This is a genomic window from Chloracidobacterium sp., assembly GCA_015075585.1.
Classification (GTDB): Bacteria; Acidobacteriota; Blastocatellia; order Pyrinomonadales; family Pyrinomonadaceae; genus OLB17.
Window position 1 is genome coordinate 241,996 of sequence record JABTUB010000001.1, and the last position, 18,569, is coordinate 260,564.

An 18,569-nucleotide genomic window follows, 5' to 3' on the forward strand; every position below is an offset into this window, starting at 1 on the left:
ATTTTCCTGAATAATTTCTGATCTGCTATGTCATTGAAACGCAAAGAGTTATATGAATTCTCGCGTTTCCGTTTGGATGTTCCCGAACGGCTTCTATTGCGTGACGGTAAACGTGTGCGGTTGCCGGACAAGGCCTTTCAGACGCTTTGTGTGCTCGTGCGGCGTGCCGGCGAACTTGTTACTAAGGATGAATTGATCGGCGAGGTTTGGGCTGATTCCATCGTCGAGGAGAATAATCTCGATCAGAAGATCTCAGTACTGCGGCAAACGCTTGGCGAACAGCGGGCCGCAAAAGGCAAAGAAAAGTTCATCGAAACCGTACGCGGACACGGCTACCGGTTCATACCGGAAGTGCGTACAATAGCCGCCGCGAACGCCGCCGCACCAGCCGAGGAACCATTGGTCGTCGGGCATGTTCACGCTGCGGTGCCAAAGCGCGGCCGGAGGACGATCATCTCGATAGAGTGTCATTGGCCATATGCCGAAGGCATATGGAGATCGGACGCATTGCCGAAATTTGTAATAATGAATCCACTCGTGGAGCCATCAGTTGTAAAAATTGTCGCTCCGTTCCGGTCTCAGGCATCGCCGCTCATATCCGGCAGGAACTTGTACGGCACCGGTATGTCAGTTGCCACACCGAAGTTCGACTGGAAGGTACCTGCTGTCGAGCCGTTGATGTACCACGTGCCGCCGCGATAGACAGCGACATCGGCCGTGCCGTCACCATCGTAGTCGCCCGGAACTGCGATATCGCCGTTCTGGCCGAACGCGGTGTAGATGACCGATCCGTTACTGCTCTTGCGGATATACCATGTGCCGTCCGACGGGCGGAACACTGCAACATCTTCCTTGCTGTCGCCGTCATAATCCGCCGGTGCCGGTTGGTCGCCGGTCGCACCGAAGTCATAGACGTAGAAGTTGGTTGCGGGCGATCCCGTAGGTTTAGCTATGTACCACCGGTTCTCAGACGGACGATAAACGGCCAGATTGGTCTTGCCGTCGCCTTCAGGGTCGATAGCAAGAGGCTTGTCACCCGTAAGTCCGAACGGTTCAACAGTGTTCGAGTTGTTGCTGCTGTTGAGCACATACCAAACACCGGTCGATGGCCTGAAGACCGCCAGGTCGGTCTTGCCGTCGGCATCGTAGTCGCCTGAGACAGGGACGTCGTCAGGCAGGCCCCACGAGGTTGCCCTGAACACGTTACCGTTGCTCATAAGAACAAAGTAATCGTTGTTCGCCGGGTTAGCATCGGGACGGAACACTGCAAAATCGGTCTTGCCGTCACCGTCATAGTCGCCCGGTGCGATCGTGTCCGTTGCGAGGCCCCAATGCGTTGCCGAGAAGCCGTTAGTCGAGCCCTGCACATACCAGTTGCCTTCTGACGGGCGGAACACTGCAAGATCGGTCTTGCCGTCTCCGTCGAAGTCGCCGCGTGTATGTGACGCAGGCACGGCCGGAGCAGGAATTAGGCGAAGAATACCGCTTTTCGGCACATCGCCATACTTGGTAAAGCTCCCGCCCACCAAGACCGAGCCGTCATCCGACGATGCTAACGCAGAAACAGGTCCGTTCAGACCACTTGCGAGTGTGGGATCTAGGCTACCGGTCGGTGTGACACGCACAAGGTACTTGGCGGATTGACCTCCAAACTGATCAAACGTGCCGCCAACCCAGAATTTGCCGTCGGGTGCGGCTGCGATCTTTACAACCGTGCTGTTTGCTCCCGCTCCTGCATCGAACGTCGTATCCAACGAACCGTCGCTGTTAATTCGCGCAAGACAGTTTGCGGTTACTCCGTTATAGATCGTGAAATTGCCTCCGATCACGATTTTACCATCGGGTTGAAGTACCGCGTCTAACACAGCGTTATTCGCGCCTGTGCCGGGGTTGAACGTCGCGTCTAGCGTACCGTCGGCATTCAATCGGGCGATCCTTTTGCGGCTTATCCCATTATAGGTTACGAAACCACCAGCGATGATCAGCTTCCCGTCAGGCTGGCGGAGTATCTTAAAGACATGACTATTTGCCCCGTTGCCGCCGTTGTTGAATGTCGTATCGAGCCCGCCGTCAGGATCGAGGCGCTCAAGGCGCCGATTAAGATAAGCGCCGGAATTGAATAACCTAGTGCCAATTACGATCTTACCGTCCGGCTGTAACAACGTTGATGTGTTGGAATTCTGGCCGCCAGAGAAATCCACAAGTGCGCCGTCGATGTTAAAGGAAGTATCAAGTACGCCGGCGGAACTCATACGCGCCATGAGCACTCGATCACTATTCCAATACCGGAACGCACCGCCCGCTAGTATCTGACCGTCCGGCTGTTCGATGATCGAGTTAAAGTAATGCAGTTCACCCCCGTTCATGACATCGGTACCCGCCGAAAAGGACGAATCTAATGTTCCGTTTGAAAGAAACCGAGCGATTCCACGCTCCGGACTTCCCCCAGACGAAGTAAATGAACCGCCAACAAGTACTTTCCCGTCCGACTGCACCGTGATCGCTTGAACCTCCGCCAATCCGGTCAGTAAAGGTTCAAACTCATTGTCGAGCGAGCCATCCGCATTGAACCTTGCAATACCGAACCTCCTGTGGTTAGGGGCGACCCGCATAAAGAGTCCTGTTGCTAGAATTTTACCATTCGTCTGAAGGCTGACATTATAACCATAGCCAAAAGTTACAATATTGAGGCTGTTGTCTCGCGAACCGTCGGAGTTGTATCGGACGATGCTTACACCATAGCCGCCGTCATTGCCGGTGACAACGATCTTGCCGTCTGACTGCACGGCGCAAAATTCGAAATTTCCGCCGCCTGTTGGTACGAACGTGGTATCGATGCTTCCGTCCGGATTGATCCTGACAACACCGTTTCGTTCCACACCGTTATATTGGACGAACTCGCCTGCGATGACTATTTTGCCGTCTGGCTGTATCTGGACCCCGGAACCCCACCCCGGATAACCATCAAAATCCACCAACCCTGTTCCCATATTGAAGGATGTGTCTAATGTGCCGTCGGTATTTAGCCTTGCCATTCCGTTGGCGGTTTGCCCACCATAAGATTCGAAATACCCAACGATCACGATCTTTCCATCAGGCTGGATCTCGGCATCCTCCATATCGGTAGCCGTTGTGAATCCCGATGAAAAGCTTGTGTCAAGAGAACCGTCCGCGTTGAGCCTGAACACGCCACGAATTGTAACCCCGTTATACGTTGAAATACCTTGCCCTGTAACAAAGATCTTCCCATCTGAACCAATATCAAGCGACGTGATCCTTGCGTAGCCAGCGACACCCACGCCTCCGATGTTGAACGTTGTGTCGAGCGTGCCGTCAGCATTCAGCCTAGCCACCATACCTGCAGCCGAGCCGTTATAGCTGCTAAAGTTGCCGCCTATCAGTATCTTCTCGCCCTGCATTACGATGGCGAGTACGTCCCCGTTCGCACCTAAGCCTCCCGGGTCGAACGTGTTATCGACAGAGCCATCGGCATTGAGTCTGATGATGCCATTGTGCTTAGTCCCGTTTACGAAATCGAAGCGGCCTCCGACCAATATCTTTCCGTCAGGCTGACTGATCGAAACATATCCATATCCAAAGGCATCGGACACCTGCGCATTGAATGTCGTGTCAAGCACAACGTCTGGCCCTCCGGCATTCGCGGTAGAAATACCGTAATTGAGAAATACAATACCGAAAACGACTAGAGCCACCGACGCGACTGATGCGACCATGATACGTATAAGAGATCTTTTCATTTCTTGCTCCATATTCGAGGTAATATTTAACTTACCTGATCCACTGGTGCGATGGTTTCAGGCGAACTGGCAATATCATAAGTGTAAGGCTTGCTCCTGAAGGGGCCGCGTTTGGAGAACGATGTCTAAAAATTCTCACCAAGGAACGGCGTCGCGTCGGGTGAGCAAGGGGAGAATGTCATCCCGAATTCAGATATTGCCTTGACGTTCGGCTGCACGCTCGCGATCGAGTAGCCTCCGAAGAATTCGACCTTATTGTGATCGCTGCCGGTCTGCGCCGCTGCTTGTAATGTGAAAAAACAAAGCAATGAGCACAACGCCGCAATGCCGGTCCTGAGTGAGGTGCATTTTTGCATATTCATTTTCTTGGTCTCGCTTAAACATAAAATGTTGTTTTTGCATCGGTGTTGGCATTACAATTGACGCTATGTAGGGTTTTGCAATGCAGCCGAGGATGTTTTGTATCCGGCATTTCCACCGATGCTCTTTTACCTTAGCCTCGGTTGCGGTTGAGAATACTTAGAGCAGCCTGAGGCTCTTCTTGTATTTTCCTGAATAATTTCTGATCTGCTATGTCATTGAAACGCAAAGAGTTATATGAATTCTCGCGTTTCCGTTTGGATGTTCCCGAACGGCTTCTATTGCGTGACGGTAAACGTGTGCGGTTGCCGGACAAGGCCTTTCAGACGCTTTGTGTGCTCGTGCGGCGTGCCGGCGAACTTGTTACTAAGGATGAATTGATCGGCGAGGTTTGGGCTGATTCCATCGTCGAGGAGAATAATCTCGATCAGAAGATCTCAGTACTGCGGCAAACGCTTGGCGAACAGCGGGCCGCAAAAGGCAAAGAAAAGTTCATCGAAACCGTACGCGGACACGGCTACCGATTCCTGCCCGAGGTGCGGCCGGTCATCGGTGACCGGAACGGCGGGAATCACGACGAGACGGTTGAGCCGGCCTCCGCGGAAGAAAGCGCTGTAACGAGAGGAGCTGACGGGGCGGACGAACTTTCCGGCGAACAAGAGAATGTTGTCCCGCGAAGGCCGCTCAAACAGCGGCTTTGGCTGGCAGCATTTGCGTTGGTCTTGGCCGGCGTCGGAGCTTTTGCCGTATGGTACTTTGCGTTCGGTCGAGTGCGGCCCGCGGCCGATATCGACTCGGTCGCCGTGATGCCTTTTGAAAATTCAACACGGTCCGCGGATATGGAATATCTCGGCGACGGAATTGCGGAGAGCCTGATAAACGATCTGTCGCGTCTGTCAGGGCTGAAAGTGCTGTCGGGGCGTTCCGCTATTTCGGACGGCGAGACAAAAGACGCTCGATCGATCGGCACCGCATTGAACGTGAAGGCCGTGCTTAGCGGTAACATTAAGACGGTTGGTGACCAACTCATAGTCAACGTCCGATTTGATAATGCTGAGGACAATCATCGGATATGGGGCGAACAGTACACAGCAAAACTGGCTGATATCTTTAATGTGCAGAACGATATTACGCGCAGGGTTTCAAGCAGCCTGCATCGTAGGATCGCGGGCCAGGGCGATCAAACCACCGCAAAGCAGGACACGCACAATACCGACGCTTACCAGCTTTACCTGCAAGGCCTCTATCACTGGAACAAGCGGACAGTTGCGGACATACACCGAAGCATGGAGCTATTCCAACAGGCGATAGATAAAGATCCGGCCTATGCCAAGGCGTATGCAGGCCTGGCCTCGGCCTATAACGTTTTGCCCGTTTACGACAAACATTTGAAGCGCGAAGACATAAAAGAGCTTATTGCGAAGCGAAATGCTGCCACGCTGAAAGCACAGGCTTTGGATGACGGACTTCCCGAGGTTCACGCCTTGCTGGCGGCGAATTACGAAGACAACTTGGATCTTCCCGCAGCTGAGGCTGAGTACCGGCGGGCGATCGAGTTGAATCCGAATATTGCGACGGTTCATAGTTCGTATTCGCTATTTTTGTCTTGGTTCGGCAGGCATGATGAGGCCATGGCTGAGATCGAAAAAGCCCGCTCGCTTGAGCCGTTCTCGCCAAGCATCGCATTCAATGTCGGTGTGCGGTTCGCCGATTCGCGGCGTTTTGATGAGGCGATAGCACAGTACAAACGCGTACTCGAGACCGAGCCGGAACATCCGCTGACCCACCTTTTCCTCGCTCAGGCATACGATGATACGGCGCGGTTTCAAGAAGCGATAGCTGAATATAAGCTCGCAAACGTCCTGCTCGAAAAAGAGTCAGCCGAAAGTGCCGCAAAACGAGCTGCCGAATTGACCGCGGCGCTAAAGCACGGCGGGTCGCCGGAATACTGGAAGAAGCGGCTTGAATTCAGCCGTCGCGACCTCAACGACGGCAATGGTACTTCCTACGACGTCGCCGTCGCGTATGCTCGCTTGAACCGGGACACAGCGGCGCTCGAATTCCTTGACCGATCCTTTGCCGAACGTGAATTTGACCTGTTGTGGTGCAGGAACGAACCGGCTTTTGACGCGCTCCGGCAGGATCGGCGCTTTACTGACCTGCTGCATCGCATCGGTTTGCCTGAACAATAGCGTGCGACGGCACATCCCGCATCCTGTCTCTCATTTCGGCGGTCTGATCGATCTTTGTGCGCTGTAAGGTCTTGCGTGGTCTCAAAAACGTGCATTACGCCGTTCATAACGAACGGATGCCGCGCGGGTATGCCCATTCGAGGATCGCGGATCGGGACAAATGCCGACGCGGCCGAGCTCGAGGCGGTCGCCGTCCCAACAGGTACAGACGGCACCGCGGCATAACGTTTCAATTAAGCCGCGCCATGAAGCCGCGTTGGCCTGAATGATTTGTTAGCCATCCAGCCCGATCCCTACAATTGGGCTCTGCTGCCCAACACGAAATAAATGAGCGACTGAACGCCCAAGATATTGCGACCGCTTAGGTTCAGAAGCAATATGTCCTACGAACTCCCAACGCTTACCTTTCTGCTTGGCTAATTCTGATTGATCACGAGTCGCATAGAGTGTCGTGCCAGCACGGTGCCAAGACTCTATCTCATAAACCTCCCGGACAATCCCAGCGTAGACGGCCATTGCAAATCGTGCCCGGTTGCGGCGTTCGCCTATAACCCAAATTCCACGAGTACTTTCGTATAGTGCCTCAGCACTCATTCCATACCGAAACAGTCGGTTAATGCGAATCAGCAATGCTGGATCAGTTACATCTACGGATTGAGCGTTGTTTTCTGCGATAAAATCTGCTAACGGGCGCCTTGGATAATCGGTACTAAAGCGCCCTCTGACAAGATTAGTGAGCTGATCAACTCCTATAAGCTCAATAAGCGCAGCCTCTACTCGGCTAGATTCAAGATCATCACGAAGTTGGTACGCAATAATATCAATTCGCGGCTCAAGGCCAACGCCGCGAATTTCATTGATTCTATCAACCTTGTTCGACTCAGTCTTATCAAGTAAGTGATCTACTGCTCGCCTTCCAACGCCTTTCCCAATATAGAACACCGACTCATCGCGTGGATCGATATATGCATACACATAAAAACCCAGCGCATTTGCGGTATCTTGCGAAATTTCTGCGGACACGATTGCCTCCATTGATGGCTAACACCTGAGTTAAGCCGAACTGCGTAGCGCAGGTAACAGGGTGGCAAGCTTTCTCTGCCACGCCGTTGCCGGAGCGAAGCAGTTTCGGCTGGAACGCATTGTTAGCCGTCATCGTCTTCGACGCCCCGTTTGGCGCCAACGATGATCTCGTTCAGAAGCTTTACCCAAGAGTTAGTGGACTCGCGCCTAATCGGTTTCTTGTTCGTATCGCTTGCGACCAAAGAGTCTTCCTCCTTCGCTTCCTCGTTGGTAACGGGCACCTTGAAGTGCCGCAACGCTTCAGAGAGCTTTGCATAGAGAATGAGCTTCCTCTTCTTACTGACACGGTCACTAAACTCATGGCGCAAATGGTCATTGATGTAAGCCGTATCCTCGTACACAACACCGTAATCTGAGTCTCGAGAAACGATAGTAAGCTCCGCATTTGCCGTGATTGCACACTCGACCATCCACTCCCAGTTTATCACATCGCCCAATGACGTGTCGTTCTTCTTCCTAGGCGGACAGCCGTGGAGAAAGCGTCGCAGAGCGCGATTTCGGATACGTTTCCGACGCGGGTCGTCCCGAGTCAAAACAAGGGCGCTTTCCCGGTGGAATATCCTCTGGCATGCTTGGTACACCACATCGTTTTGAGCAGGATCAGATAGGACTCGCCCAAGCTTCTTCTTCATGTCCTTCACACGTTTTTCCACTTCCTTCACATTCTTTTGTAGCATTCGAGTCGCTTGCGCGTCGGAGAACATCCCAGGCCATACAATTTGTTGGGGTGACTTTAGTTCCCGCATACCCTCGAGAATAGCCATCTGCCGATTCTTCTTAAACTCGGCTTCAACTTGGTAGCTCACTATGATCTTGTCCGAATTCGACTCGAGGTGGCGTAACAGCGCAAGGCCCGCTTCGGTGCGTGCCCGATAGAAATCCAGCCATATATTGGTGTCGACGAAAAGGAGTTTCTTGATGGCCATAATGACGGCTAACTAATGATAAACAACAAACCTTGTTGATAATACTCCAGATTACATTAGTATCAAGCGAAATGGTGACAGACCCTCCAAGGCTTCTCGATCAGGTGCGCGATCTCATACGGTTGAAGCATATGAGCTACAAGACGAAGCGTGCCGGTAGTGCCCGAAATCTGCATCGTCAAGCCAAGCGACCTCTTTTCGCCGAATATATTCCGAGGATCACCCACTCAACATCATCGGTCAGGCAGGAAAGGATCAGATCGCGATCCATCTTGCCAAAGCCTTCCAAATACGCGGTCACAGTGTCTTGATTTTTTGTCATAAAGTTCAGTTACTTACCAGGCTGCTCGTTCAGCCACCAGTAGAGATCATCGATCCAATGATCGCTGTCTATGCAGCCCACGAATTACGTTAATTGCGGCGAATGGTTATAATTCACTATTCGCGTTAGATGCAGAAGCCCGCACGTTAGTAAGGGCGTTATACACAACGGTACATCTTTCAGCCTGCTATTAGCACGAGCATTCGCAAGTTATGAACGGACAAATTACAGAATTCATCAAGCATCACTTTCGGCACTTCAACTCGGCGGCGCTCGTCGACGCGGCGGAAGGTTATAAGAAACATCTTGCGGACGGCGGGAAGATGATGATCACGCTCGCGGGTGCAATGAGTACGGCGGAGTTGGGATTGTCATTGGCGGAGATGATCCGTCAGGACAAGGTGCAGATCATTTCCTGCACGGGTGCGAATTTGGAAGAAGACCTTTTCAACCTCGTCGCACACGATTTCTACGAACGCGTGCCGCATTACCGCGACCTTACGCCGCAGGACGAGCAAGATCTGCTCGACCGCCATATGAACCGCGTAACCGACACATGCATCCCCGAGATGGAAGCGATGCGTCGGCTTGAGAAAGCGATGGTCGAGGTCTGGACAGCCGCAGATACGAAGGGCGAGCGGTACTTCCCGCATGAATTTATGTATCAGGTGCTGCGTTCCGGCGTGCTTGAGGAATACTATCAGATCGACCTGAAAGACAGTTGGATGTACGCCGCGATGGAGAAGAACCTGCCGATGATCGTGCCCGGCTGGGAAGATTCGACGATGGGCAATATGTTCGCCGGACACGTCATCACCGGCGACGTCAAAAACGTCCACACCGTGCGCACCGGCATCGAATATATGACATTCCTCGCCGATTGGTACACCAACAATGCGAAGGACGATTCGACCATCGGTTTCTATCAAATAGGCGGCGGCATCGCAGGCGATTTCCCTATCTGCGTCGTCCCGATGCTGCATCAAGACCTGCAGCGTGAGAACGTCCCTGTCTGGGGCTACTTTTGCCAAGTAAGCGATTCAACAACAAGCTACGGCTCATACTCCGGCGCTGTCCCGAACGAAAAGATCACCTGGGGCAAACTCGCCGCCGACACGCCAAAATACATCGTCGAATCCGACGCCTCCATCGTCGCCCCTCTCATGTTCGCGTATATTCTGGGTTGGTAAGGGAGCGGCGGGGCTGTCTGCGATCCGGTTGTCGGCCATTGAGACGGATGCGAGATTTGCTCGATTCGTGTGTCTGCCTGTAATCTAACTTCACCAGAACTAATATCGGGAGAGAATATAAATGAAACAAATTTTGTCGGCTATAGCGATGGTTGCGTTGTTTGCGACGCTGCCCGGCCTTTCTGTTCTTGCGCAGACGCGCGGAGACAAGGCCGAGGCCAAGCTACGTGCAAAGGCGTTGAAGATCCACAAAGAGGTCATCACGCTCGACACTCACAACGATATCAGCACGAGCAATTTCACCGACAAGGTGAATTACACGCAGGAGCTGTCAACGCAAGTGAACCTCCCGAAGATGCGTGAAGGCGGGCTGGATGTTTCGTGGATGGTGGTTTACACCGGCCAAGGCCCGCTCACCGAAGAGGGTTACGCGGCCGCGTATAAGAATGCGATCGACAAATTCGAAGCGATCCACCGTCTTGCCGAGAAGTACGCACCGAATGAGATCGGCATTGCGCTGACGTCAAATGACGTTCGACGCCTCGTTAAAGAGGGCAAGCTCGTCGCGATGATCGGCGTCGAGAACGGTTATCCGATCGGTACGGACCTTGGCCGCATCAAGGAATTCGCAGACCGCGGAGCACGTTATATGTCGCTCGCGCATAACGGCCACAGCCAGCTCGCCGATTCCAACACAGGCGAGGCCGACGGCATTTGGCTCAACAACGGACTAAGCGATCTCGGCAAAAAGGCCATCGCGGAGATGAACAAATGGGGCATTATGATCGACCTCTCGCATCCGTCGAAGCAATCGAATCTGCAGGCCATCGCCTTGAGCAAGGCTCCCGTGATCGCGTCGCATTCGGGCGCACGCGCACTTTGCGATCATAGCCGCAACCTTGACGACGAACAGCTTGAGGCGATCAAAAAGAATGGCGGCGTCGTGCAGGCCGTCGCATTCCGCAGCTATGTGAACACGGCAAAGAGCGCTCTCCGCTCGGCCAAGATGAACGAGCTGATGAAGGAACTTGCCGCCAAGGAAGGCTTTACGCTGCTCTCACGCGACGAGATCCGCAAGATGCCGGAGGCCGAGATGGAAGCATACTTCCAAAAGATGCAGGCGTTTAGGGCGAAGAATTCTGCGGTCATACGCGAACGCCTAAAGGACTCTGCCCCGGATGTGAACGTAAAGGATTTCGTTGACCATATCGACTATCTTGTCAAGAAGATCGGTATCGACCACGTCGGCATCTCGTCTGATTTCGACGGTGGCGGCGGCGTCGAGGGATGGGACGGAGCGGACGAGACCTTCAACGTAACGCTCGAACTCGTTCGCCGCGGCTACACAAAGAACCAGATCGCAAAGCTCTGGAGCGGCAATCTCCTGCGTGTCCTCGATGAAGTGCAGGAGATCGGCCGCCGTATTCGGGCCGAGGCACGTTAAACCGACACTTGTTCCTTACTCAGTATTGCGGCAAGGTGCTTGCGGCCGACAGTTTCGTGGCCGACGATGGTAACGACGGGGGCGAGTGTCAGTATGACGAGGCAGGCGGGTATCGATATGCCGAGTGCTGCGGCGGCGATAGCGGCGGCGATGACGAGGAATGTAGCGAGTAGGAGCTGGAGGTGAAAGCGGTCGAACCCTTCGGCAAGATACGCGTAAAGGGCGTAGATTGAGGCAAGGAAGACGACGACCGGGATGACGACCGAGAGCAGTACGGCAACCGGGCCGATCTTGGCTTTGCCCTCGATAAGGTATGCGGCAACGTGCAGCCCCGCACCGGTCGCGACGATCGATGAGATCGTGATCATAAGGCCGTAGCCCCAGACGAATGACTTGTAACGCCGTGCGTGCAGCACTTGCGCTGACGGAAGCATAAAGAAGACCCACCACAGCCCGAACGTGAGGCTCGTTCCGGCAAAACCGACGAGTGCGACATCGAGCGTCCATCCCTGAGCGTCGATCACGGCTGAAAGGGCCGCGACGGTGCCGACGATCCCTTCGCCGAGGGCGATGATCGCCATGCACGAATAGCGTTCGGCGATGTGATGTGCGTGCCACGGCGTGCCGCCGTCCTTGCTTTCGGCCAAGAATGGCCCGAGCATTTCGATCGCTATCAGCGCGGCCGAGAGAGCGAGCGTGACGCCGAGCGAGAAGTCGAGAAAGATCATTACGACCCATCCGATCTGGGCGAACGAGATGGCCTTGACATACGCGAGGCACGCGCGGCGGCGCGCGGTATCCTGCCTTGCGGCACGCAGCCATTGAAACACCATTGCCACGCGCATTATCACGTAGCCGAGGACGACTATCCGGTTGTCGATATGTTCGCCTTTATCCATCGACGCGAAAATATCCGGTATGCCGAGTGCGAGGATCAAAACGCCGATCATCTGCACCATCGTCGTCACGCGAAAAAGCCGATCGTCGGTGTCGTAGGCGGACGCGAACCACGAAAAATTGATCCAGGCCCAGCAGATCGCGAATGCCGAGAAGCCAAAGCCGACAAGAGCGGTCGTGATATGGCCCTCAGCCACAGCGTGTGCGAACTGCGACGCCGCCACGCCAAAAGCGATGACGAATGTCAGGTCAAAGAGCAGTTCGAGCGGCGTGGTCGCGCGGTTCACTTCGTTAATATCGCGTCCGCTCATCGGTCGCCGGTGGTGATGCAGTATTCCGTTCTCGTGCTCGGGCATATGTAAATGAAAAATGGAAGTCCTATGCGATTCTTTTATACAATGATACGAGGAACAAATTTAGGTTCAAAGAAACCCCATGAGGATAATAGTTACAGGTGGTGCTGGTTTCATCGGCAGTGCGGTCGTCTGGCGGCTGAATGCCTTGGGGTGCGACGACATTCTGATCGCCGATCGGATGGATGAGACCGACAAATGGAAGAACCTTGTGCCGCTCAAATTCGCAGACTATATCGACGCGGATGATCTTATTGACGACATTGGCGATCTTAAGGATGTCGAAGCGATCTTTCACCTCGGCGCGTGCTCTTCGACCACTCAGCGCGATGCGGACTATATGCTCCGCAACAACTTTCAATACACAAAGGATCTGGCGGAATTTGCACTCGAGAACGACATTCGCTTCATCTATGCCTCGTCGGCTGCGACCTACGGCGACGGTTCGGCAGGGATGGCGGACGGTACCGACAGCCTCGACAGGCTGCGGCCGCTGAATGTTTACGGCTACTCAAAGCAGCTATTCGATCAATATGCGGCGAGGAGCGGCTACTTTGACCGTATCGTCGGGCTTAAGTATTTCAACGTCTTTGGCCCGAACGAGGATCACAAGGGCGATATGCGTTCGCTGGTCAACAAGGCGTTCGGCCAGATCAATGAGACCGGCAAACTCAAACTCTTCAAGAGCCACAACCCCGAGTACAAAGACGGCGAGTTCGGTCGCGACTTCGTTTATGTAAAGGATGCGGTCGATATGACGCTGCACTTCTTCGCACCCCTCGCTAACGCTTCGGGTTCTGACATGCCCCTCGCTAACGCTTCGGGTTCTGACATGTCGGGCGGTTTGTTCAATGTCGGTTCGGGGCGGATGAGTACGTGGAACGAGCTTGCTGCAGCGGTTTTCGCTGCGATCGGCAGGCCGTTGAATGTCGAGTTCATCGATATGCCCGAACACCTTCGCGGCCGCTATCAATATCACACGCTCGCCGATCTTTCGCGGATCCGCAACGCGGGCTACGCGGCCGGGACGACACCGCTTGGCGCCGCCGTGGCCGACTATGTAAAGAATTATCTTGTCGAGGGAAAGCATTTAGGCGACTGAATAATGTGCTCGACGATTGAGCAGAGTTCGCGAAGGGATAGCGCCGGCTGGCGCGGCAGGGTGCTGCTGTGGGAAGACTTCGGGCTTTTCATAGGTAACGCGGGTTTAGCCGAGTTGCATGAGTCGCCTGCGATCAAGGTTTGCATTGCTCTCGATGGCCAATTCGGGCTGCGAAGTGCGGATGGCCAAACGTGGCGTGACCACGTAGCGGCACTCGTGCCTGCCGGCGTCCGCCATGCGATACGCGGCAATGGCGTCGCGATGGCGATGCTGCTGATCGCACCGGAGGGCGAGTTCGGCCGTATGCTGTTCGGCTCGGCCAATACGGATCATATCGTTCCGATCGATAATGATCCGGTGCCGCGGCTGCGTGAGGCCTTTTGCGGCCTAAGCGGCGACGAGGCAGCGTCAACCACCGCTATGCGTTCTGCGGTCGAGATGATCGCTTCGATGTCGGCAGGCCAAGGCCGGCACGATATCGACCCTCGTGTACTGCAAAGCATCGAATGGATACGCGCGGGCCGCGAGAGCGGCATCCTCGTAAAGGACATCGCAGCCGAGGTCGATCTCTCCGAGAGCCGCTTTTCGCATCTTTTCAGTGAGCATGTGCGTGTTCCCGTACGTCGATATCTGCTTTGGCTCCGACTGCGTGACGTGCTTCATCTGCTTGCAAGCACGGGTTCGCTGACCGAGGCTGCACACGAAGCAGGCTTTGCAGATTCCGCACATCTGTCGCGGACGTTTCGCTCCGCACTAGGCATCGCGCCGACCGACCTCACGCGCGAGAGCTCACTCACGTCTTTCCTCCGATAGCAGAATCGTTCAAGCACGCTTGTTCGCAGGTGCGATACGATAGCGAGCGTGCAAGAAAGAAAGTTGATCTATCCGCCTGCTGTGGCAATTGGTGCGGACGAGGCCGAAAGCCTTGAGAATTGGGGCTTTCAGGATACTTCGTTCACCATCAACGGCAATGGCAACGTGGCGATCACAGGCAGCCGCTATGAGCTTAGCGGCAAGGAACTGCCTCGTCTTCTGCCGTGGATACGCGAAACGCTTGATATCGATCTCGATGTGAACGACCGTTTCGAGCCGCACTATCCGCCGGAGATCGCACCTGCGGTCAAGAATGCGGAATTTCTCAAGCAGCTTACAACATTTCTCAGTGAAGGCCAGATCGATGCGGGCTTGGATGCCCGTGTGCGTCACGGACACGGCCACACGCAGGAAGAGATGTTCGAGATAAAGTACGGCCGCATCGGACGCATTCCGGACGCGGTCGTCTTTCCCGAGACCGAAGAGCAGGTTGCGTCACTCATAGTCAGTGCTAAGCAATACAGCGTCGTCCTTATACCGTTCGGCGGCGGCACGAACGTAACGGACGCGCTTCGCTGCCGCGAGAGCGAATCGCGGATGATCGTCTCGGTCGATATGCGGCGAATGAACCGGATCCGATGGATCGATACCGAGAATAGGACCGCTTGTATCGAGGCCGGTGCCGTCGGGCGGCACATAATGTCGCAGCTTGAGAATTACGGTGTAACGATGGGGCATGAGCCCGACAGCGTCGAATTTTCGACGCTTGGCGGGTGGATCGCAACACATGCCAGCGGAATGAAAAAGAACAAGTACGGCAACATCGAAGATATCGTCATCGATATGACCGTTGCCGCGGCGGACGGTACGCTGCAAAGGCTCAATCAGGCACCGCGTGAGTCGATCGGAATGGACATCCGTCGGCTCATCTTCGGTTCGGAGGGGACGCTCGGCATCGTAACATCGGCGGTTGTGAAGCTTTTTCCGCTGCCGGAGGTGCAGGAGTACGGCTCGGTGCTGTTCCCGGCCTACGAGGACGGCTATGCCTTTATGCACGATCTCGTTATGGGGTCGACGCCGCCCGCAAGCTGCAGGCTTGTTGACAACCTGCAGTTCCAATTCGGCCTTGCACTCAAGCCGGCATCGAACAGCGCCGCAGCCGACCTTATGAGCAAGGTGCAGAAGTTCTTTGTTACAAAGATCAAGGGTTTCGACCCATACAAGATGGTCGCTCTGACGCTTGTTTTCGAAGGCACTCGCGATGAGGTCGAGCGGCAGCAACGGGACGTATACCGCATTGCAAAGCGGCACGGCGGAATGAAAGCCGGCGGTGATAACGGCCGCCGCGGCTATCAACTCACTTACAGCATCGCCTACATCCGCGACTTCTTGATGAACTACTACATCATCGCCGAGTCGTTCGAGACCAGCTGCCAGTGGAGCGACGCTCTTGCGATCTGTGAGAACGTAAAGCGGGTGCTCCTTGAGGAATATGCAAAGCGCGGCCTGCCGGGCAAGCCCTTCGTTACATCGCGGATAACGCAGCTTTACCGCACGGGCGTTGCGATCTACTTTTATTTCGGATTTTACTTCAAAGGCATAGAGCAGCCGTCGAAGGTCTATCTTGACCTTGAAAATATTGCCCGCGAAGAGATCCTGCGGTGCGGCGGCTCGCTCTCGCACCATCACGGCGTAGGCAAGATACGCAGACAATTCATGCCCGAGATCATGTCTGAAACGTCGCTGCAATGGAAGACTAAACTGAAGGAGGCACTTGATCCGAGCAATATCTTTGCTTCGGGCAACCAGGATCTGGGTTAGGCGATGCTTCGTGCTGAAAGATTGATTGAAATGATCCGCGGCGGATCGCAGCCGAAAGACGTTGCCGATCCGCCGATGTGGCAGATAGAGAAGCTGCGTTTTCAGGAAAATGTCTGCCGCATTCTGCTGCTGCCGCTTGGTGCGGTTTTGGTCTTTATGATGAAGTACGTCCGCGCCTACCGCATCGACAATTTGCGCGAGATACGGCGGCGATTTCAAAGGATATGGTTCAATAGGGAACACGCGGGCACGCCTCTGCTGATATGTGCCAATCACCTCACTTTTATCGACTCGGCACTGCTTATTTGGGCATTCGCACCGAACCGCTGGTACTTTTTTAATTATCGTGCCTTTATGTGGAATATTCCGGCGGGCGATTTTTTTAAGAAAAAGTTCATCCACCATGCGGTGCTGTATCTGACGAAGTGCATCTTTATCGACCGTAAAGGCTCGGCCGCGCATAAGAATGCTGTCTTGAATCTTTGCCGATATTTGCTTTCACGCGGACATTTGGTGCTGATATTTCCCGAAGGGCAGCGGAGCCGGACGGCGACATTCGAAGTTGACCGCCTGCGATTCGGTGCCGGTAAGATACTCACTTCGCTCGATAGACCCGAGGTGCTTTGTGCTTATATCCGAAGCCCGAAGCAGACCTCATATTCGAATTATCCGCCGCGAGGTTCGCATTTTCAGATCGACCTTCAGGTAATATCGCCTGACGTTGCCGCTGACGCCTCGCGTAAGCGTGCGAGCCTGTCGGCGGTTCGCGAGATCGGCACCGTCATCAAGCGAATGGAAGAAGACTTCTTTGAGCGGAATCCGGGTTCGCGTCCTGCCGTTTCCGAATGAACGCACATCTGCACGGAACCGCCGTCATCACCGGTGCTTCATCGGGCATCGGGCGTGCCGTCGCGGTTGAGTTGGCATCGCGTGGTTTTGACGTTCTTGTTACCGGACGTGACGGCGACAAGCTTAAGGCATTGGCCGAGAATCTGACAACCGAATTCGGCATCAGGGCTGAGTTCTTTGCCGCTGATCTGGCAGTTCCGGAGGCGAGAAAGGCCCTTATTGCGGCGATCGAGCGGCACGATGTACGACTTTTGGTGAATAATGCGGGATTTGCAGTTAAGGGCGAGTTCGCAGAAACTGAACTCGGCGACGAGCTTGCTCTCACCGAAGTACAGATCGCTGCCGCACTCGACCTGACAAAGGCCGTGCTGAGGCAGATGCGGCCGCGGCGTTCGGGCATTATCTTGAATGTCGGTTCGGTCTATTCATTCTCGCCTGTGCCGCAGCAGGCGGTTTACGCCGCGTGCAAGTCCTTTCTTTATTCTTTTTCAGCATCGCTGCGGAGCGAGCTGCAGGGCCAAGGCATCAAGGTCTCGATCCTTTCGCCCGGCATCACGCGAACCGAATTTCGGCAGCGGGCGGGCATCGCCGACAAACCCGGCGCAGGGATATCTGCGGAAGCGGCGGCAAAGGCGGGCGTTGAAGGTGCGCTAAAGGGTAAATTCCTGATCGTTCCGGGTATTCAGAACAAACTGTTCGTTTTTTTAACGAGACATTTGCCGCCGAGCCTTTCAGCGGCACTGATCCGCAGAATAAATTCCCGACGAGGCCTCGGCAAAAGCTGACAGGGCACTGAACACTGTTACAATAACCTTCGCTTATGATCGCGACATTCCTTTCATTTCTGCTGTTGTGTACACCTGCCGCATTGCTCGACCATGCAATACCGATCTGGAAGCATCAGCCGGCGACACGCGTTGAAGATGCGTACAAATGGATCTTTCAAGCGACACGCGGCGGCGAACATGCAGCGCCCGACCGCGATTCGGCAGCAAAATGGCTCGATGGCGAATGGGCAAAGCTGGCAAAGCCGCAGGATGACGAGATGCTTTGGGTGCCGCTCTGTCCCGATGGTTCGATCGGCCGGCTGAGTCTGCGACGTTTCAAGACGAGCGGCGGCAAGGAAGCTGATCTGCTCGATGCTTTTCTGGCAAGCGCAAGGGAATTTCGCGGGAGCCGTGAAGAATTTGAAACAGCATGGACAGAGTTCGGCAAAAGGCTCAAAACAGAGCACTTCGGCAAGCTGACGCGTAAAAATTGGAAAGAACTCGATAAGAAAATGCGGCAGGCCGGTTATCCCGCTATTCATCACAGCGAGAGTTATTCGGCACAGTATGCACCCGCTTATCGCGTTCTTACCGGCGAAGAAGTGCGAGGCCTGATACCATTTTGAGCCGCGTAAGCCCGCAGCGCGGCAGCGATCCGCACTTTGCCGCTTAATCTTTTTCGCCGAACGCCA

15 protein-coding genes are annotated in these 18,569 nt (G+C 54.5%); 9 read left to right on the forward strand and 6 right to left on the reverse strand.

The window, feature by feature from the left end; translation table 11 throughout:
• Nucleotides 1-578: 578 nt before the first annotated feature.
• Together HS105_01125 and HS105_01130 are read right to left on the reverse strand one after the other, a co-directional pair.
• Nucleotides 579-3,758, reverse strand: a complete 3,180-nt coding sequence (locus tag HS105_01125) for a VCBS repeat-containing protein (protein ID MBE7515204.1) — start codon at nucleotides 3,756-3,758, stop codon at nucleotides 579-581.
• A 125-nt stretch (nucleotides 3,759-3,883) separates the two neighbouring features.
• Entirely contained in the window at nucleotides 3,884-4,120 is a 237-nt protein-coding gene (locus tag HS105_01130; GenBank protein ID MBE7515205.1) for a hypothetical protein, read from the reverse strand.
• 210 nt (nucleotides 4,121-4,330) lie between these two features.
• Between HS105_01130 and HS105_01135 the strand changes: the two genes are divergently transcribed.
• A complete protein-coding gene (locus HS105_01135) occupies nucleotides 4,331-6,310 on the forward strand; it encodes a winged helix-turn-helix domain-containing protein (protein MBE7515206.1) in 1,980 nt (659 codons plus the stop codon).
• A gap of 273 nt (nucleotides 6,311-6,583) precedes the next feature.
• Here the strand turns inward: HS105_01135 and HS105_01140 are convergent, their stop codons facing one another.
• From HS105_01140 to HS105_01150, 3 genes are all read right to left on the reverse strand, one after another.
• Complete coding sequence (locus HS105_01140) at nucleotides 6,584-7,345, reverse strand: hypothetical protein (protein MBE7515207.1); 762 nt, start codon at nucleotides 7,343-7,345, stop codon at nucleotides 6,584-6,586.
• 110 nt (nucleotides 7,346-7,455) lie between these two features.
• The gene (locus tag HS105_01145) at nucleotides 7,456-8,319 is read right to left on the reverse strand and encodes a DUF4935 domain-containing protein (protein MBE7515208.1); all 864 of its coding nucleotides are present in this window, start codon (nucleotides 8,317-8,319) and stop codon (nucleotides 7,456-7,458) included.
• A 178-nt stretch (nucleotides 8,320-8,497) separates the two neighbouring features.
• Nucleotides 8,498-8,641, reverse strand: coding sequence for a hypothetical protein (locus tag HS105_01150; GenBank protein ID MBE7515209.1), 144 nt, complete (start codon nucleotides 8,639-8,641; stop codon nucleotides 8,498-8,500).
• 212 nt (nucleotides 8,642-8,853) lie between these two features.
• Here HS105_01150 and HS105_01155 point away from each other — a divergent pair, with 212 nt between their 5' ends.
• A complete protein-coding gene (locus HS105_01155; protein MBE7515210.1) occupies nucleotides 8,854-9,831 on the forward strand; it encodes a deoxyhypusine synthase family protein in 978 nt (325 codons plus the stop codon).
• Between the two features lie 121 nt (nucleotides 9,832-9,952).
• Entirely contained in the window at nucleotides 9,953-11,275 is a 1,323-nt protein-coding gene (locus tag HS105_01160) for a membrane dipeptidase (GenBank protein MBE7515211.1), read from the forward strand.
• Here the strand turns inward: HS105_01160 and HS105_01165 are convergent.
• On the reverse strand, nucleotides 11,272-12,483 hold the full coding sequence (locus tag HS105_01165) for a low temperature requirement protein A (protein ID MBE7515212.1): 1,212 nt from the start codon (nucleotides 12,481-12,483) through the stop codon (nucleotides 11,272-11,274). The genes HS105_01160 and HS105_01165 overlap by 4 nt on opposite strands.
• Before the next feature lie 124 nt (nucleotides 12,484-12,607).
• Between HS105_01165 and rfaD the strand changes: the two genes are divergently transcribed.
• Genes rfaD through HS105_01195 form a run of 6 tightly spaced genes read left to right on the forward strand, consistent with a single transcriptional unit; the run spans nucleotide 12,608 to nucleotide 18,503 of the window.
• Nucleotides 12,608-13,627: an ADP-glyceromanno-heptose 6-epimerase gene (gene rfaD / locus HS105_01170; GenBank protein MBE7515213.1), complete on the forward strand. Its 1,020-nt coding sequence runs from the start codon at nucleotides 12,608-12,610 to the stop codon at nucleotides 13,625-13,627.
• A 3-nt stretch (nucleotides 13,628-13,630) separates the two neighbouring features.
• Nucleotides 13,631-14,440, forward strand: a complete 810-nt coding sequence (locus tag HS105_01175) for a helix-turn-helix transcriptional regulator (protein ID MBE7515214.1) — start codon at nucleotides 13,631-13,633, stop codon at nucleotides 14,438-14,440.
• Nucleotides 14,441-14,488: 48 nt separating this feature from the next.
• A complete protein-coding gene (locus HS105_01180; protein MBE7515215.1) occupies nucleotides 14,489-16,261 on the forward strand; it encodes an FAD-binding oxidoreductase in 1,773 nt (590 codons plus the stop codon).
• Nucleotides 16,262-16,291: 30 nt separating this feature from the next.
• On the forward strand, nucleotides 16,292-17,110 hold the full coding sequence (locus tag HS105_01185; protein ID MBE7515216.1) for a 1-acyl-sn-glycerol-3-phosphate acyltransferase: 819 nt from the start codon (nucleotides 16,292-16,294) through the stop codon (nucleotides 17,108-17,110).
• Nucleotides 17,107-17,895: an SDR family oxidoreductase gene (locus tag HS105_01190; protein ID MBE7515217.1), complete on the forward strand. Its 789-nt coding sequence runs from the start codon at nucleotides 17,107-17,109 to the stop codon at nucleotides 17,893-17,895. Before HS105_01185 ends, HS105_01190 begins: the two co-directional genes overlap by 4 nt.
• Nucleotides 17,896-17,930: 35 nt before the next feature.
• Complete coding sequence (locus tag HS105_01195; protein MBE7515218.1) at nucleotides 17,931-18,503, forward strand: hypothetical protein; 573 nt, start codon at nucleotides 17,931-17,933, stop codon at nucleotides 18,501-18,503.
• Nucleotides 18,504-18,569 lie beyond the last annotated feature (66 nt).

Bases quoted from the DNA above. Each gene is read 5' to 3' on its own strand.
- HS105_01190 (MBE7515217.1), top strand. From the start codon at position 17,107: ATGAACGCACATCTGCACGGAACCGCCGTCATCACCGGTGCTTCATCG.
- HS105_01160 (MBE7515211.1), top strand. From the start codon at position 9,953: ATGAAACAAATTTTGTCGGCTATAGCGATGGTTGCGTTGTTTGCGACG.
- HS105_01130 (MBE7515205.1), bottom strand. From the start codon at position 4,120: ATGAATATGCAAAAATGCACCTCACTCAGGACCGGCATTGCGGCGTTG.
- HS105_01175 (MBE7515214.1), top strand. From the start codon at position 13,631: ATGTGCTCGACGATTGAGCAGAGTTCGCGAAGGGATAGCGCCGGCTGG.
- HS105_01145 (MBE7515208.1), bottom strand. From the start codon at position 8,319: ATGGCCATCAAGAAACTCCTTTTCGTCGACACCAATATATGGCTGGAT.
- HS105_01185 (MBE7515216.1), top strand. From the start codon at position 16,292: ATGATCCGCGGCGGATCGCAGCCGAAAGACGTTGCCGATCCGCCGATG.
- HS105_01140 (MBE7515207.1), bottom strand. From the start codon at position 7,345: ATGGAGGCAATCGTGTCCGCAGAAATTTCGCAAGATACCGCAAATGCG.
- HS105_01165 (MBE7515212.1), bottom strand. From the start codon at position 12,483: ATGAGCGGACGCGATATTAACGAAGTGAACCGCGCGACCACGCCGCTC.
- HS105_01125 (MBE7515204.1), bottom strand. From the start codon at position 3,758: ATGAAAAGATCTCTTATACGTATCATGGTCGCATCAGTCGCGTCGGTG.
- rfaD (MBE7515213.1), top strand. From the start codon at position 12,608: ATGAGGATAATAGTTACAGGTGGTGCTGGTTTCATCGGCAGTGCGGTC.
- HS105_01150 (MBE7515209.1), bottom strand. From the start codon at position 8,641: ATGACAAAAAATCAAGACACTGTGACCGCGTATTTGGAAGGCTTTGGC.
- HS105_01135 (MBE7515206.1), top strand. From the start codon at position 4,331: ATGTCATTGAAACGCAAAGAGTTATATGAATTCTCGCGTTTCCGTTTG.
- HS105_01195 (MBE7515218.1), top strand. From the start codon at position 17,931: ATGATCGCGACATTCCTTTCATTTCTGCTGTTGTGTACACCTGCCGCA.
- HS105_01155 (MBE7515210.1), top strand. From the start codon at position 8,854: ATGAACGGACAAATTACAGAATTCATCAAGCATCACTTTCGGCACTTC.